Annotated in this window: 13 protein-coding genes and 1 pseudogene; 11 read left to right on the top strand and 3 right to left on the bottom strand. The window is 73.1% G+C overall.

From position 1 onward, the window contains the following. The 3 genes from Q1N79_RS25865 to Q1N79_RS25855 form a co-directional block, all read left to right on the top strand. Positions 1-600: thiamine pyrophosphate-dependent enzyme (locus Q1N79_RS25865; RefSeq protein ID WP_300613367.1), on the top strand; the 600-nt coding region annotated here is incomplete at its 5' end. Between the two features lie 21 nt (positions 601-621). Next, positions 622-1,779: an acyl-CoA dehydrogenase family protein gene (locus Q1N79_RS25860; protein ID WP_300613365.1), complete on the top strand. Its 1,158-nt coding sequence runs from the start codon at positions 622-624 to the stop codon at positions 1,777-1,779. A gap of 18 nt (positions 1,780-1,797) precedes the next feature. Then, a complete protein-coding gene (locus Q1N79_RS25855) occupies positions 1,798-2,415 on the top strand; it encodes a TetR/AcrR family transcriptional regulator (RefSeq protein WP_300613363.1) in 618 nt (205 codons plus the stop codon). Here the strand turns inward: Q1N79_RS25855 and Q1N79_RS25850 are convergent. Further along, positions 2,412-4,406, bottom strand: a complete 1,995-nt coding sequence (locus tag Q1N79_RS25850) for a CocE/NonD family hydrolase (RefSeq protein WP_300613361.1) — start codon at positions 4,404-4,406, stop codon at positions 2,412-2,414. The genes Q1N79_RS25855 and Q1N79_RS25850 overlap by 4 nt on opposite strands. Next, positions 4,403-5,095 carry a TetR/AcrR family transcriptional regulator gene (locus Q1N79_RS25845; RefSeq protein WP_300613359.1) on the bottom strand — a complete coding sequence of 231 codons (693 nt, stop codon included), beginning with the start codon at positions 5,093-5,095 and terminating at the stop codon, positions 4,403-4,405. The genes Q1N79_RS25850 and Q1N79_RS25845 overlap by 4 nt, the downstream gene beginning before the upstream one ends. 100 nt (positions 5,096-5,195) lie before the next feature. Here Q1N79_RS25845 and Q1N79_RS25840 point away from each other — a divergent pair, with 100 nt between their 5' ends. The 8 genes from Q1N79_RS25840 to Q1N79_RS25805 are packed head-to-tail and all read left to right on the top strand — an operon-like array spanning position 5,196 to position 14,998. Continuing rightward, a complete protein-coding gene (locus tag Q1N79_RS25840; RefSeq protein WP_367185142.1) occupies positions 5,196-6,839 on the top strand; it encodes a phytoene desaturase family protein in 1,644 nt (547 codons plus the stop codon). Continuing rightward, positions 6,836-8,011, top strand: a complete 1,176-nt coding sequence (locus Q1N79_RS25835; protein ID WP_300613355.1) for an FAD-binding oxidoreductase — start codon at positions 6,836-6,838, stop codon at positions 8,009-8,011. The genes Q1N79_RS25840 and Q1N79_RS25835 overlap by 4 nt, the downstream gene beginning before the upstream one ends. Before the next feature lie 48 nt (positions 8,012-8,059). Beyond that, positions 8,060-9,241, top strand: a complete 1,182-nt coding sequence (locus tag Q1N79_RS25830; RefSeq protein WP_300613353.1) for an aromatic ring-hydroxylating dioxygenase subunit alpha — start codon at positions 8,060-8,062, stop codon at positions 9,239-9,241. A 25-nt stretch (positions 9,242-9,266) separates the two neighbouring features. Further along, positions 9,267-11,045, top strand: a complete 1,779-nt coding sequence (locus Q1N79_RS25825; protein WP_300613351.1) for an ABC transporter substrate-binding protein — start codon at positions 9,267-9,269, stop codon at positions 11,043-11,045. A gap of 2 nt (positions 11,046-11,047) precedes the next feature. Then, positions 11,048-11,944, top strand: a complete 897-nt coding sequence (locus tag Q1N79_RS25820) for an ABC transporter permease (protein WP_300613349.1) — start codon at positions 11,048-11,050, stop codon at positions 11,942-11,944. Continuing rightward, positions 11,929-12,849 carry an ABC transporter permease gene (locus Q1N79_RS25815; protein WP_300613347.1) on the top strand — a complete coding sequence of 307 codons (921 nt, stop codon included), beginning with the start codon at positions 11,929-11,931 and terminating at the stop codon, positions 12,847-12,849. The genes Q1N79_RS25820 and Q1N79_RS25815 overlap by 16 nt, the downstream gene beginning before the upstream one ends. Further along, the gene (locus Q1N79_RS25810; protein WP_300613345.1) at positions 12,846-13,874 is read left to right on the top strand and encodes an ABC transporter ATP-binding protein; all 1,029 of its coding nucleotides are present in this window, start codon (positions 12,846-12,848) and stop codon (positions 13,872-13,874) included. Before Q1N79_RS25815 ends, Q1N79_RS25810 begins: the two co-directional genes overlap by 4 nt. After that, the gene (locus Q1N79_RS25805; RefSeq protein ID WP_300613343.1) at positions 13,871-14,998 is read left to right on the top strand and encodes an ABC transporter ATP-binding protein; all 1,128 of its coding nucleotides are present in this window, start codon (positions 13,871-13,873) and stop codon (positions 14,996-14,998) included. Before Q1N79_RS25810 ends, Q1N79_RS25805 begins: the two co-directional genes overlap by 4 nt. Before the next feature lie 152 nt (positions 14,999-15,150). Here Q1N79_RS25805 and Q1N79_RS25800 read toward each other — a convergent pair. Beyond that, positions 15,151-15,817 (bottom strand): annotated as a pseudogene (locus Q1N79_RS25800) (ATP-dependent DNA helicase); the annotation flags it as partial.

Below are 15,817 nucleotides of genomic sequence, written 5' to 3'. Positions count from 1 at the left end.
GCCACCCAGGCGGCCGCGCGGGCGGCCGCCGCGAGGAACGACCTCGCGGCCGACGCGCGCGCCGAAGGCGCCGCGTACCTCGGGCTGACCGCCGCGCTCGCGCAGGCGCTTGGCAGCGACGGGATCCTGGCCGGTGACAGCACGATGGCCTGCTACTACGGCGCCCTGTCCAACCTGCCCGCCTACCATCCGCGGTCGCTGCTCTACCCGACCGGGCTGGGCACGCTCGGCTACGGCCTGCCCGCCGCGATCGGGGCGAAGCTGGCCCGGCCGGACGCGCCGGTGATCGCGCTGCACGGCGACGGCGGCATCATGTTCACCGTCGCGGAGCTGCTAAGCGCCGCCGAGTTGCGGCTGCCGCTGCCGGTCGTCGTCGTCGACAACGGGGGTTACGGGGAGATCCGCAACGAGATGGCCGGCCGCGGGGATCCCGTCCACGCCGTCGACCTGCTCGCGCCCGACTTCACCGGGCTGGCGCGGTCGCTCGGCTGTCATGGCGTCCGGGTCGGCGCCGCGGCGGAGCTGGGCGGCGCGCTGGCGGCCGCGCTCGGGGCGGACCGCCCCACGCTGATCCACCTCCCCGCGGAGGCCGCCCGATGACAACCAACGGAAGGGACCATCATGACCGCGCTCACGCAGCCATGGCCATTGACAGAAGAGCAGCGCGCCATCGTCGAGCTGTGCCGTGACTTCGCACGGGAGGAGATCCGCCCGCGCGCCCGCGAGGTCGACGAGGCCGACGTCGTCACGCCCGTCGACATCTGGAAGAAGGCGGCCCAGGTCGGCATCACCGACTTCATGCTGCCTGCCGAGGTCGGCGGGGGCGGCTTCACCGACGTGTTCACGCAGTGCCTGGTCCAGGAGGAACTGTGCGTCGGCGACCTGGGGATCGGCAACCTGGTGTGCTCCAACGGCTTCTTCGCCGACCCCGTGCTCGCGCTCGGCACGCCCGAGCAGCAAAAGCGCTGGCTCACCCCGCTGACCGGGCCCGGCGCGCCGCTGACCGCGCTGGCCACCACCGAGCCGGGCGCCGGGTCGGACGCGGCGTCGATCAGGACCACCGCGGTCAGGGCCGCCGACGGGTACCGCGTCAACGGGCAGAAGGCCTGGATCTCCAACGGCGGGGCGGCGAGGTTCTACGTCGTCTTCGCCAAGACAGATCCCGCCCAGCGGTCCACGGGGGTGTCCGCGTTCTTCGTCGAGGCGGGCACCCCGGGACTTGAGGTCGGCGAGCCGATGCGCAAGATGGGCCAGCGCGCGATCGTCTGCCGCGAGCTGTTCTTCACCGACATGTTCGTGCCCGAGGAGAACCGGCTCGGCGCCGAGGGACAGGGCTTCCTCGGGCTGATGCGGACCTTCGACATCTCGCGCACCGTCCTCGGGGCCGCCGCGGTCGGCGTCGCCAGGGCCGCCTACGAGTACGCCCGTGACTACGCGCGCACCCGCGTCCAGTTCGGCAAGCCGATCATCGAGCACCAGGCCGTCGCGTTCCGGCTCGCCGACATGGCCAGCCGCATCGAGGCCGCCAGGCTGCTGGTGCTGCGCACCGCCCGCGCGATCGACGCCGGGGCGCAGGCCACCGGGCTGGCCGCGATGGCCAAGCTCACCGCGTCCGAGACGGCGATGTTCTGCACCTGGGCAGCGGTGCAGACCCTCGGCGGCTGGGGTTACTCCCGCGAGTACCCGGTCGAGCAGTGGATGCGCGACGCCAAGCTCGAGGAGATCGAGGAAGGCACCTCCGACATCATGCGCATGGTCATCGCCCGGCACCTGCCCTGACCGGCTTATCCTCGTCGAGTGTCCCGCACCCGCAAGGAGGCCGGCCTGCGCCGCGAGGAGATCCTGCGTGCCACCGTGACGCAGATCGAGTCGCAAGGCATCCATGCCCTGCGGATGTCTGACGTGGCGCACGCCCTGTCGGTCAGCCCGGCGCTCATCGTCTATCACTTCCAGACGAAGGAAGCCCTGATCGCCGAGGCGTTCACCTGGGCCGCGCAGCAGGACCTCGATCACCTGGAGGAGCTGTGCGCGGGCCTGCCCACCGCGCTTGACAAGCTCAGCACCGCCCTGGAGTGGTACGCGCCGACCGGGCGGGCCAAGGGGTGGCGGCTGTGGATCGAGGGATGGGCGGCGGCGCTGCGCGACCCGGAGCTGCGGCAGGTGGGCCGCGAGGTCGACCTGCGCTGGAAGGAATCGCTGATCGCGATCATCCAGGACGGGGTGCACAGCGGCGAGTTCACCACGGCCGATCCGCGCGGCGCGGCGTGGCGGATCACCGCCCTGCTTGACGGGCTCGCCGTCCAGACGATCGTCCACCGCGGCATCCAGAACCGCGACCAGAGCGCCGCCTGGGCGCGCGAGTTCGTCGCCCGCGAACTGGCGGTCGATCCGGCCGCCCTGGCGCGCCGGGGTTAGTGCCCGTCGCGCGGGTACCTGCGCTGCCAGCCGCGCTCGCGGATGAGGACTCCGTCGCAGCGCAGTTCGCGCCGGTAGGAGTAATGCAGCGAGCTCGCGTCGCCGCCGAGGTCGAGGACCGAGATGGCGGTCAGCAGCCGGCCGCCGGCCTGGATCTCCGTGCGGGCCTCGCCGTGCGCGGCGGCGGCGGCGGGCCGCGTGTCGTCGACCGAGTAGCGCAGGTATTCCTCGTCCACCACGCGGCCCCAGGGAAACTCGGTACCGCTGCCGCCCCGCCACCAGGTCGCGCTGCCGCCGGTGCCGTCACGCTGCACGGTCCAGCGGTCCGGGAGCAGCCCGCCCCAGCTGCGGACACCGGGCGGCTGCTCGGCCGGGCCTGGCTCGGCCAGCGGCGGCGCGGTCGACTCGGCCGCGGGGACCACCGGCAGGATCAGCCTGGTCCCGTCCGGCCCGAGCCGGACCGTGGCCGTGGCGGGGTGCGGGGTCGGCCAGATCATCGGCCACATCGCGTTGGACAGCGCGAGCCGGATCCGGTGGCCGCGCGGGAAGACCCACGACGTGACGTGCAACTCAAGCGGCAGCGCGGCCGGCGTCCGCGGGGGCGGGCCGCCGTCCCGCCCGCCGGGAAGCGAGCCGCCGTCGCGCAGCGGATCCGGCCGCCCGGCCCGGCCGCCCCCGGTCACCAGCGTCACCGCGCCGTCCGGTGCCACGTCGCACAGCCGGCCGAACCAGTGCAGTGGCTCGGCGTCCGCGCTGCCGTGCAGTTCGACGAGCGGGAAGCCGAGGATCTCGACCTCCTCCGCCAGCGGCGGGCTGTCGAAGACCAGGCTGAACGCGTCCGCGCCACGCTGGTCAGGGGTCAGCTCGCCCCACCAGTGGCCGGCCTCCGCGCCCGCCGACGGCACGTACCGCAGCGCGACCGAGCCGGGCCGCGGGGGGACGGCCGACAGATTCCGCTCCTGGCCGCAGTGCCAGGCCCGGTACACGGTCCGCGCGGGCGGAAGCGCCTGCTCGGTCCGCCACCGCCCGGGGATCCGCGTCAGGCCAGGCTCCGGCGGGTGCCAGTCCCTGACGTAGACCGTGACCGGGGGCTCGGACATGATGTCGTTCCGCGCGCCCCGCAGCCAGTGGTCCCACCACCGGACCGCCTCGGCGCGCCATTCGACGGCCGGCCCGGGAACCGCGTTGTGCGGGAACGTGTGGTTCCACGGGCCGATCATGATCTTGACAGGGGCCGGCGCCGCCGCCAGCATCCTGGGCACCGAGTCCCTGTATCCGTCGTACCAGCCGCCGATCAGGAACGCCGGAATCGTGAGCCGGCCGTAGTCCGGCCGCAGTGACCCGCGCTGCCAGTACGGCCCGTCCTGCTGCCTGGCCAGCCACGTCATCAGCCACGGCTCGCTGTCGAACCGGCCGGCCAGGGTGGCCGTGTCAAGCGGGAAGTCCGGCGCGGGCGGCAGCGCGTTCAGGTGGTCGATCATCAGCGCGTACTCATCGAGGTGCAGCAGCCCGTCGATGTAGTGCACGTCATCGTGGAACAGGTCGTCGGACGCGTCCACGGCGATGATCGCCCGCAGCGCCGGCGGCCGTCGCATCGCGACCTGGATCGCGTTGAAGCCGCCCCAGGAGATGCCCCACATGCCGACGGCGCCCGTGCACCACGGCTGAGCCGCCAGCCAGGCGATCACGTCCTCGGCGTCACGCTGCTCGGTCTCGGTGTACTCACCCTCGGGCAGCGTGCCGCCGCTGCGGCCGGTACCGCGGATGTCCACCCGCGCGCCCGCGTAGCCGTGCCCGGTCATGTAGGCGTACAGCCCGTAGTCGCGGGCGAGCATCCCGTCGTCCTTGCGGTAGGGCAGGTACTCAAGCAGCGCAGGGACCGCCGGGCCGCCGTCGGGAAGGCCGGGAAGGTACAGGGTCGCCGCCAGCTCGGTGCCGTCCCTGACCGGGATCCTGGCCTCCCGGACCGCCATCCGCTCCGCGCCGGTCACGAGGTCACCCCGGCCGGCCTCGCCCCGATCGCGCTGCGCAGGAGTTCCACGAACTGGCGGACCCGCAGTTCCCGCACCTGCTGCGGCTGGGCGGCCGAGCCGAACAGCCCGGGGTCGAGCTCCTCGGTGACGATCGCGTCCTGGACCCGGTCCATCAGCCAGTCCACCAGCGACACGATCATCTTCACGTCGATGTCGGTGCGGATCTCGCCGCGCTCGATGCCGAACTGCACGAACGCCTCCGTGCCGTACGGGTCCTCCCGCACGAGGAACTGGGTGACTTCCCGCCGCAGCTCCAGGCTGGAGCAGTAGTTGCCGAGCAGCGTGACCCGGTAGGGCACCCAGTCTTCGTAGATCATGTGCGGCGTGGCATCGATCCAGTAGCTGATGACGGCGAAGAAGCCCTGCTCGACGACCTCAGGCGGCGCCTCCAGGTAGGTGCTGAACGAGCGTGCGGCAGCCTGGTACGCCGCCAGGAACAGCCGCGCCTTGCTGCTGAAGTACCCGAACACCGCCCCCTTGGCCACGCCGGCCTCCTGGGCGATCTCCTCGATGCGCACGCCCTCGTATCCGCGCTCGGCGAAGTGCCGCATCGCCACGTTCACGATCCGTTCCTGCCTGGCGGCCTGACGGGCCTGCGCGCGTACGGGCACCCGGCCGCCAGGGGTCCTAGTCTGACCAGAGGTCATAAACGAACTCCGCTTCCTCGCGACTCGAAAAGTATTGACACCGTGCAGCTATCTAATCATACTAGCCAGCGTATCGCTCTTATTTGACCGAAAGTCAGAGATGATGACGACTGCCACTCAGCCCACCAGGTGCGATGTTATTGTGGTCGGCGCCGGTCACAACGGCCTGACCGCCGGAGCGCTGCTGGCCCGGGCCGGGCTGGCGACGCTGGTCGTCGAGCGGCGCGACGTCGTGGGCGGCTGCTGCGTCACCGAGGAGATCGCTCCCGGCTGCCGGGCATCCACCACCTCCTACATCGCGTCCATGCTGCGGCCCGAGGTGATCAGGGAACTGAACCTGGGCTCCCACGGGCTCCGGATGGTGCCATGCGAGCCCGCGCTCCAGGTCGCGCTGGATGGCGGCGAGGTGCTCGCCGCGTGGAACGACCCAGACCAGACCGCCGCCGAGATCGCCCGCTTCTCCGCCGCCGACGCCCGAGCGTACCTCGCCGCGGACGCCGAGCTGCGCGGCCTGGCCGCCAGGCTGCAGCCGCTGTTCACTGAGCTGCCGCCGGACACCCGGGCCACCGGCCTGCGCGGCGGCCGCGAGGTGCTGCGGCTGGCACGCCGGCTGCGCGGAGTGCGCGGCCGCGAGCTCGAGGGACTGACGATCCTGCTGACCGGCAGCCTTGGCCAGTTCATCGACGCGAGGTTCGAGTCGCGGCAGGCAAAGGCGTTGCTGCTGGCCAACAACCTGTACGGCAAGCACGGCGGCCCGTACCAGCCGGGCACGCTGATCGGCCTGGCCTTTCACCTGCTGACCGGCGGCGAGCACGCGGAGCAGGGGTTCTTCGGCCACGTGGTTGGCGGGATGGGCGCGATCAGCGACGCGATCGCCTCGGCGGGCCGCGCGGCCGGACTGCAGATCGCCACCAGCGCGCCAGTCGCGCGGATCCTGGTCAAGGGCGGCCGGGCGGCCGGGGTGGCGCTGGAGGACGGCACCGAGATCACGGCCGGCACCGTGCTGTCCTGCGCCGACCCGAAGCGGACATTCCTGCAGCTCGTCGACAAGGCGGACCTGCCCGAGGACTTCCGCGCCGCGGTCGGCGGGATCAGGATGGACGGGCCGTGCGGCAAGGTCAACCTGGTGCTCGACGCCGAGCCGCAGGTGCGCGGCATGCCCGCCGATGCCGGCCCGGGCCGCCGGGCGCTGTTCACCCTGCCGCCCGACCTGGCGGTCGCCGACGCCTGCTACGACCGTGCCAAGCGAGGCGAGCTTGCCGACGCCGGCCAGCTGTTCGTCGACTGCGTGGTCGCCTCCGCCGTGGACGGCTCGCTGGCCCCGCCGGGACGCCACATCATGACCTGCTTCGTCCAGTACCTGCCGTACCGGCTGGCCGAAGGGACGTGGGACAGCCGCCGGGATGAGCTGGGCGACCGGGTGCTTGCCAGGATCGGCCAGTTCGCGCCCAACGTCCCCGCGGCGGTGGTCGCCAGGCAGGTGCTGACCCCCCTCGACCTGGAGCGCGAGTACGGCCTGACCGAAGGCAACATCTTCCACGGCGACGTCGCCGTCGACCAGCTGTTCCACATGCGGCCCGTGCCCGGGTGGGCGCGGTACGCGACGCCGGTCCCCGGGCTGTACCTGTGCGGCGCCGGCGCGCACCCGGGCGGCGGGGTCACCGGCGCCCCCGGCTACAACGCGGCGCGCCGGGTCCTGAAGGACCTGCGCGGCGGCAGCAGCAGGGGCCGGGGACGGCGATGAGCGCGGACGTGATCATCGTCGGGGCCGGCATCATCGGCGCCGCCACCGCCTTCCAGCTCAGCCTGGCCGGCGCCGGCGAGGTGCTCGTGCTCGACCGCGCGACCGCCGGCTCGGGGATGAGCTGCCGGTCGTCCGCGCTGATCCGCATGCACTACACGTTCGCGCCCGAGGTCGAGCTCGCGGTGCGCAGCGACGCGATGTTCGGGGCCTGGCCGGACCTGGTCGGCCGTCCCGGGTGCGTCCGCCGGACCGGGTTCGTCCGGATCGTCCGGCCGGGCGAGGAGGCGGCGCTGCGCGCCAACGTGGCCATGCAGCGCGCGCTCGGCGCGCGGGCGGAGGTGATCGACGCCGCCGGGGTCAAGGAAGTGGCGCCAGGGCTGTGGACCGACGACATCGAGTGCGCCGCGTGGGAGCCGGACGGCGGTTACGGTGACGGCGCCGTCGTGGCCGGCGACCTGCTCGCCGCCGCGCGGGCCCGCGGCGTGCGGTACCGGCCGAACACGCCGGTCCGGTCGCTGCTCACCGACGGCGACCGGGTGATCGGAGTCGAAACCGGCGAGCACGGGGCGGCCCCGGCCGGCCGCGAGTACGCGGGCACCGTGGTCCTCGCCGCCGGGGTGTGGTCCCCGCCGCTGCTGCGGACCGCCGGCGTCACGGCGCCGATCGAGACCGAGCTGCACCGGGTCGCCTTGCTCGCCCACCGTGCGGGCGAAGGCGCCCCCGTGGCCTGCATCGACTCCGTCACCGCGACGTATTTCCGGCCGGAGGCCGGAGGCGCGATGACGCTGGTCGGCTCGTTCGCCGGCCCGCGCGGAGCCGACCCGGACACCGGGGTCAGCGCGACCCAGGAGGACCTGGTGCCGCTGGTGCGGGCGGCCCTGTCCCGGATCCCCTCGCTCGCGGACGCCGGCATCGTCGGCGGGGTCACGGGCGTGTACGACATGACCCCCGACGCCCGGCCGCTGCTCGGACGGCTGCCCGGCCTGGACGGGCTGATCGTGGCGGCCGGTTTCTCCGGCATGGGCTTCAAGATCGCGCCCGCGGTGGGCGAGAGCCTGGCCGGGCTGATCGCCGGCCCGGCACGGGACAGCGTGGACGTGACCGCGTTCCGCCCCGGCCGGTTCGCCGAGGGCAAGCCGATCCAGGCACCCAACCCTTATTCCGACGACTGACCAGCGCCCCGGCCGACGCAGGGGAGGCCGGGCGGACAGGAGGCAGCGGTGAGCACGAAGATCCCGCTAGAGCGCAGCCTGCCGGCTGCCAGCTACATCTCGGCGGAGGCGTTCGCCAGCGAGCGGGCGGGTGTCCTGTTCGCGGACTGGTTCTGCGCCGGGCGGGCGGAAGCGCTGGCCGCGCCAGGGGATTACCTGACCGCCGACGTGGCAGGCGAGAGCATCCTGGTGGTCCGCGGCAAGGACGGCTCGCTGGCCGGCTTTTACAACCTGTGCCGGCACCGCGGGTGCCGGCTTGTCCCGGCGGCCGGCGCCCAGCCGGCGGCGAACCTGGCGCGCAGCGGCCGCGCGGACGGCTCGATCCGCTGCCCTTACCACGGCTGGACCTTCGGCCTGGACGGGCTGCTGCGCTCCGCGCCGTTCCTGCCTGACCTGCGCCGCTACCGGGACCGGCTGGCGCTGCACCCGGTCGGCGTCGCCACCTGGGGCGGGTTCATCTTCATCCGGCTCGACCAGCGCGCCGGCGAAAGCCCGCTGGCCGGCCAGCTGGACGGGGCCGACAGCCGTCTCGCCGCCTACCCGCTCGCCGAACTGCGGACCGCCGGCAGGCGCGTCTACCACGTCGCCGCCAACTGGAAGGTGATCTGCGAGAACTACAACGAGTGCTACCACTGCGGCCCGGTCCACCCGGAACTGTGCGACCTGGTCCCCGCGTTCCGCCGCGGCGGGGGCAACGACCTCGACTGGGACGCCGGCATCCCGCACCGCGAGGGCGCCTACACGTTCACGGCGACCGGCACGACCAGGCGCGCGCCCTTCCCCGGGCTGAGCGAAAAAGACATCGCCCGCCACCGCGGCGAGCTCATCCTGCCCAACCTCATGCTCAGCCTGTCATCGGACCACGTGGCCGCGTTCACGCTGTGGCCGCACGACGCCGGGCACACGACCGTGCTCTGCGACTTCCTGTTCCACCCGGCCGAGATCGCCCGCGCCGACTTCGATCCCAGCGACGCCGTCGAGTTCTGGGACCTGGTGAACCGCCAGGACTGGTCGATCTGCGAGCAAGTCCAGGACGGGATGGGCTCGCGGATGTTCACGTCCGGCTACATGGCCCCGATGGAACAGCCGAGCGCCGACGTCGGCCGCTACGTCACCAGGCGGCTCGGCGGCCCGGCCGCCGACGTCAGCGCAGGCGCGCCAGGCCACGGACCGATTTCCCACGCTGACTGACCCGATCGCGAGGAGCTGACACGACATGTCCACCCCAGAGGGATTCCCGCCCAGACGACTGCCCCCGCCAGGCCGGACAGGCCCGGCGGGAAAGGCCGCGCCACCCGCCTGGATGACCGACCGGCGCGGATTCCTGCGCCTGTCCGGCGCGGCCGGGCTGCTCGGCGCCGCCGGCGTCCTGGCCGGCTGCTCATACGGCACCCAGGCCGCCACCACCCAGTCGGCGCCGGGCGGCGGCGTCAAGCTCCGCGAGTACGTGCCGGGACCGCAGCCGGCCTCAGGCGGCGCCTACGGCGGGACGGTGTCCGTGGTGTGGACGGACCCGCCGAACTCGTTCGACCCGGCGGTCGGCTACAACCTGACCGCGTGGGACGCCATCACCGAGCTGGTCTTCTTCGGCGGCCTGATGGCCTACGACAAGCAGCTCGGCGGCCCCGTGCCGAACATCGCCGCCGCACCCCCCGCCATGTCCGCGGACTCCACCACGCTGACCTTCAAGCTCCGCCGGGGAGTGAAGTTCCACAACGGCCGCGACATCGTCGCCAGTGACTTCATTTACTCCTGGGAGCGGATGCTGACCCCGGCGCTTGCCTCCTGGGCGAGCAGCTACCTGACGTCGATCGTGGGCGCGAACGCCGTGATCGCCGGGAAGGCCACGCGGCTCGAGGGGGTCGAGGCGCCCGATGACTACACCCTGGTTGTGCACCTGACCGCGCCGGACTTCACGATCCTCAACGCGTTCGCGCTGCCGATGACCGCCCCGGTGCCCAGGGAGGAGGTGGAGCGGCTCGGCGAGGTCAAGTTCGGCCAGACGCCGGTGGGGTTCGGGCCGTTCCGCATCGTGTCCTACGACAGCGCCGCGCAGACCGCCACGTTCGAGCGGTTCGACCAGTACATGTACCCGGGGCTGCCCTACCTGGACGCGGTGACCTACCGCTGGGGCGTGGACCCGAACGTGCAGCTGCTGCAGCTGCAGAACGGCGCGGTCGACCTGCTCGGCCCGGGGATCCCGTCGTCGCAGGCGGCGCACGTGCTGGCCACGCCGAGCCTGGCGGCGCTGACCCAGGAGCGGCCCTCGCCGGGGAACCTGTGGCTGACGATCTACCTGGACCAGGCGCCGTTCAATAACCAGCAGGTGCGCCAGGCGCTGAACTGGGCGGTCGACAGGGCGGCGATCGGCCGGGTGACCTACGGCACGTTCGCGCCGTGGGGCGCCCCGTTCCCGGCCCAGATCGACGACTTCACGCCGGTCTTCACCCCCTACGGTTACGACCCGGCCAAGGCCCGCCAGCTGCTGGCGCAGGCCGGCTACCCGAAGGGCTTCTCCGCGACGCTCACGGTGAACGCCGACGACCCCTACCCGACGATCGCCCAGATCGTGCAGGCCCAGCTCGCCGAGGTCGGCGTGCAGATCTCGCTGAACCAGGTCTCGGCCAACGCCCTGCTCAGCCTGGAGGAGGCCGCCCAGAGCGGCGGCACCCACCTGCAGCTCGACACCGATGACTGGTATGAGGTCCAGCCGACCCCGGCCGACGAGGTGGACGCCCTGTACGTCACCGGGGCGTCGTCCAACTACAACCAGTATTCCAACCCGCAGGTGGACGCCCTGGCCGCCGAGGCCAGGCGGACCTTCGACGAGACCGCGCGGAACAGGCTGTACGCCCAGATACAGCAGATCATCGGCGAGGACGCGCCGTTCGTGTTCCTTGAGTCCGCGCTCTGGCTGGCCGGGGTCGGCCCGCGGATCCACAACTACCAGTACCGCGGCGAGACCTACAGCTACTACGACCGGATGTGGGTGTAGCGATGGCCGCGATGGCCGCCGCCCCGGCGAAACCCGCGACCCGGGTCCGCGTCCGGCGGGCCGCCCGCTGGCCCGCCGCGCTGATCGCGGGCAGCGCGCTGCTCGCCGTCTTCGTGGGGATCGCGATCGCCGCGCCGGTGTTCGGCGACCCGCTGCACCAGGACCTGATCAACGGCCTGTCCCCGACCGGCCTGCCGCTCGGGATGAGCTGGGCGCACCCGCTCGGCACCGACCAGCTCGGGCGCAGCGAGCTGGCCCGGCTGGCCTTCGGGATCAGGACGTCGGTGATCGTGGCGCTGGTCTCCAACGTGACCAGCATCGCGATCGGCGCCGCGGTCGGCCTGCTCGCCGGGTTCTTCGGCGGCCCGCTCGAAGCGGTCCTGATGCGGGTCACCGACATCGGCCTGGCCCTGCCGTACACGCTGGCCGCCCTGGTCATCGCCGGGCTGATGCCCGCGGGGCTGACCCGGGTGATCGTGATCATCACCGCGCTGTTCTGGGCCTACCCGGCCCGGCTGGTCTACGGCGAGGCGCTGCGGCTGCGGCACAGGGGATTCGTCGAGTCCGGCGAGGCGATGGGCGCGGGCGGGGTATCGGTGGTCAGGCGGCACCTGGCACCGCACATGTTCCCGCTGCTCGCCGCCTACTCCCCGCTGAACGCGGCGTCCGCGGTGGTGTTCGAGGCGACGCTGTCCTACCTGGGGGCGGGGATCAACCCGCCCACGGCCTCGCTCGGCAACATGATCTCCGACGGCCAGGACGCGCTCGGCTACGCGCCGCACCTGCTGCTTGTGCCCGCCGTGGCGATCTTGCTGCTCACGCTGTCGTTCCTGCTGATCGGCGAGGGCCTGAAGGCGCGCAACCCCGACCTTGCGAGGGTGTCATGGCTCGGTCGCTGATCCGCCGCCTGGGCTACGGGCTGATCGCCGTGCTCGGCGTGGCCGTGCTGTGCTTCCTGGCCGAATTCGTCGTGCCAGGCGACCCGGCGCGCGCGCTCGCCCCGCGGGCGCAGAGCGCGGCCGTCCTCGAGAACATCCGGATCCAGCTGCACCTGAACGAGCCGCTCGCGGTCCAGTTCGCCGAATACTTCGCCAACCTGTTCCGCGGCAACCTCGGCACCTCCTACGTGCAGCGGCAGAGCGTGATCAGCCTGATCGCGCCGCGGCTTGTCACCACCGGCTGGCTGGCGCTGGCCGGGGTGGTCGCCGAGGTCGTCATCGGCGGCTCGCTTGGCCTGCTGGCCACGCTCTACCCCCGGGTGCGCGCCGCGGTGAGCACGGTGAACCTGACCCTGCTGGCCATGCCGCAGTTCGTGGTCGGCCTGATCCTGCTGCTCGTGTTCGGCTTCCGGCTGCACATGGCGCCGGTCACCGGCGGGGCGGGCCCGGCCGAGATCGTGCTGCCCGCGCTGACCCTGGGCCTGGTCGGGGCGCCGTGGTACGCGCAGATCGTCGCCGACCAGATGGCTGACTCGCTGTCGTCGGTGTACGTGCGGACCGCGGTCGCCAAGGGGCTGACCGACCGCCACGTCCTGCGCCATCACGTGCTCCGCAACGTGGCGTCCCCCGTGCTCACGATGATCGGCATGGACCTGGGCTCTTACCTGTCCGGCGTGGTGACCGTGGAGGTGGTGTTCGGCTGGCCGGGGATCGGGCTGCTCGCCGTCGAATCGCTGCAGAACCTGGACCGGCCGGTCGTGATGGGCACCGTGCTCGTCGGCGCGGTGGCGGTGGTCGTCTTCAACCTGCTCGCCGACCTGCTGCGAATGTTCGTTGACCCGCGGACCAGGCAGGATCCGGCATGACCGCCATGGACGACAGGCCGGCCTGCGCGGCGCTTGAGGTCGATGACCTGCGGGTGCGCTACGGCGAACTGCTCGCGGTGGACGGCGCCAGCCTGCGCGTCGCCCCCGGCCAGGCGGTCGCGCTGATCGGGGAGACCAGCAGCGGGAAGAGCTCGCTCGCGCTCGGCGTCGCCCGGCTGCTCGCCCCCTCGGCGGCGGTGACCGGCCGGGTCGCGATCGCGGGCTGCGACGCCTCCGCGATGAGCGGACGGGAGTTCCGGTCCAGGCGGGCCGGCCTGCTCGGCTATATCGCCCAGGACGCGATGGCCGCGCTCAACCCGGTGCGGCCGGTGGGCAAGCAGATCGGCGAGCTGTTCCGGGTGCACCGCGGGATGTCCGGCCAGCAGGCCACGGCGCAGGCGGTGCGCGAGCTGGCGCGGGTGCGGATCGACCGGCCGGAGCTTGTCGCCCGCCGCTACCCGCACCAGCTTTCCGGCGGCATGCGGCAGCGGGTGATGATCGCGATGGCGGTGGCGCTGTCGCCGCCGCTGCTGATCGCGGACGAGTCGACCACGGCGCTTGACGTGTCCACCCAGGCGGAGATCCTCGCCCTGCTCGGCGTCCTGAAGGCGGAAACAGGCGCCGGGATCTTGTGGATCACCCACGACATGGGCGTGGTGGCCGAACTCGCCGACTGGGTCGCGGTCATGTACGCCGGCCGGATCGTCGAGCAGGGCCCGGTGCACGCGATCTTCGATCACCCCGGTCATCCCTACACCGCGGGCCTGCTGCGCACGCGGCGCGACCTGCGGACGGGCCGGCCAGGCACGCCGCTGTTCCAGATACCGGGCGCACCGCCGGCGCCGTCCGCCCAGCGGACCGGATGCGCTTTCGCGCCCAGGTGCCCGCGCTCGTCGGCGGTCTGCGCGGACCAGGCCCCGGCGCTTGAGCCGGTGGCGGGCGGGCGGCTGGTGGCCTGCCACCATCCCGTGCCGCCCGGCGACGGGCACCAGGCCGCCGACCAGGCTGAGGAGGTACGGTCATGATCCGGCAACAGGCGACCGACGTCACGCGGGGCGGCAGCCGGACGTTCGCCCCGGCCGCGGTCTCCCTCCCTGGCGCCGCGCCCGCGGGCGGCACGCAGGCACGCGAGCGCGTCGTCCTCGGCTTTGACTCGGTCAGCAAGTACTACCGCGGGATGCCCGCCCTCGACGACGTCAGCCTGTCGCTGACCAAGGGCTCGACGCTCGGCCTGGTCGGCGAGTCCGGCTCGGGGAAGACCACCTGCGTCCGGCTGGCGCTCGGACTTGAGCGCCCGTCGGCGGGACGGCTCACCTTCGACGGCGCGGACTACCCGCACGGACGGCGGAGCCTGCGGCGCGTGCGCAGGCAGATCGGGTTCGTGCTGCAGGATCCCTACGACTCCCTCGACCCGAGAATGCGGCTGCGGGACATAGTCCGCGAGCCGCTGCGGATCCACCGGCTCGGGGACCGCGACACCGACGAGCGGGTCGGCGAGCTGCTGACCGCCGTCGGGCTGCCCGATGCCCCGCTGGACAGCTACCCGTCCAGGTACTCCGGCGGCGGCCGGCAGCGGATCGCGATCGCCCGCGCGCTGATCTGCGACCCCGCCGTGCTGATCTGCGACGAGCCGACCTCCAGCCTTGACGTGTCGATGCAGGCGCAGATCGTCAACCTGCTGCTCGAGGCCAAGCGCAGCAGGGACCTGTCGATGCTGTTCGTCAGCCACGACCTGGACCTGATCGGGCGGATCGCGGACACCCTCGCGGTGATGTACCGCGGCCGGGTGGTGGAGACCGGGCCTGCCGAGCTGGTCCGCAGCCGGCCGCGTCACCCGTACACCAAGTCGCTGCACGACGCGATCCCCACCGACCACCCGGCGCTGCGGCGGCTGGCGGTCGGCGGGAACGGCGCCGTCCGGGACGGGGCCGGCGGCGCGGAAAGGCCCGCCCCCGGGCCGGCCGGGGCGGCCGGGGCAGCCGGGGCGGCCGGGCCGCCCGGGGCGGGCGCCGCGCAAGGCTGCGTGTTCGCCGCCCGCTGCCCGCGCGTCCAGGCTCGCTGCCACGCCGAGCGGCCCCCGCTCGTGCGCGAGGCCGACGGCAGGTCCCACGCCTGCTTCTTCCCGCTGGCAGGTGATGCGGGCAGGTAGGCGGGTGCGCCGCTGCCGGGCCGCGTCAGGTGCCGCCGCGAGTCAGTCAGAACGGACGCCGGCGACTGCCCCGCGCTCGCGATGACGCAGCAGAGGCGGCACGCTTCGTTCGGTATCTGCGCAGGGAAGCGGATCGGGACGGGAGCGGGCGATCAGGCGGGGAGCTCAGCGGTCGCTTCCCCGGGCTGCGGCAGCGCGCGGACCGCGCCGTCCGTGTAGGTGACGGCGTTCGCCGCGGTCGCCGGGACGCGCGTGCCTGGCAGCACGACGCCCACGAGGTTCAGCGGGTCGGCGGCGGACAGCCGGATGGTCTCGCCGTCGCGGGGCTGCCTGCGCACCTGGCGCAGCGCGTCCACCGCGTCCGGGTGCGCGAACTGCTCGCCGCTGAAGCCGCTGACGAACCGGCCGCCGCGGACCAGGCCGCGGGCCTCCAGGCGCCGGAACGCCCACAGCACCTCGCGCCATGGCAGCGCGATGTTCTCCCGGACAAGCAGGTCGCGGAACACCACGCCCCACCGTGCCGCCAGCTGCTCGGCGACCGCCTCGGCCAGCTCGTCCGGGTCGTAGTCCGAGACCGCCGGCGGCAGCAGCGACCACCGGCCCGCGGTCCGCGTGGCGTGCTGGCCGGCCCGCCGCAGGCTCCGCCGCGACGCCGCGAACCCGGCGCCTGACAGCAGCCGCCTGGCGAGCAGCGACCGGACCGCGCGGAATCCGTCCGCGGTCACCAGGCCCCTGGCGACGCCTTCCCACAGCGCGTCCTCGATCTCGCCCGCCGGCCGGCCGGTCGCGGCGGCCAGGTCCGGCGGGAACAGCGCGCCG

Source organism: Trebonia sp. (genome assembly GCF_030042015.1).
In the GTDB taxonomy this organism is placed as follows: domain Bacteria; phylum Actinomycetota; class Actinomycetes; order Streptosporangiales; family Streptosporangiaceae; genus Trebonia.
Note: the sequence above shows the minus strand (reverse complement) of the source record. Positions and strands in the feature narration are given on the sequence as shown.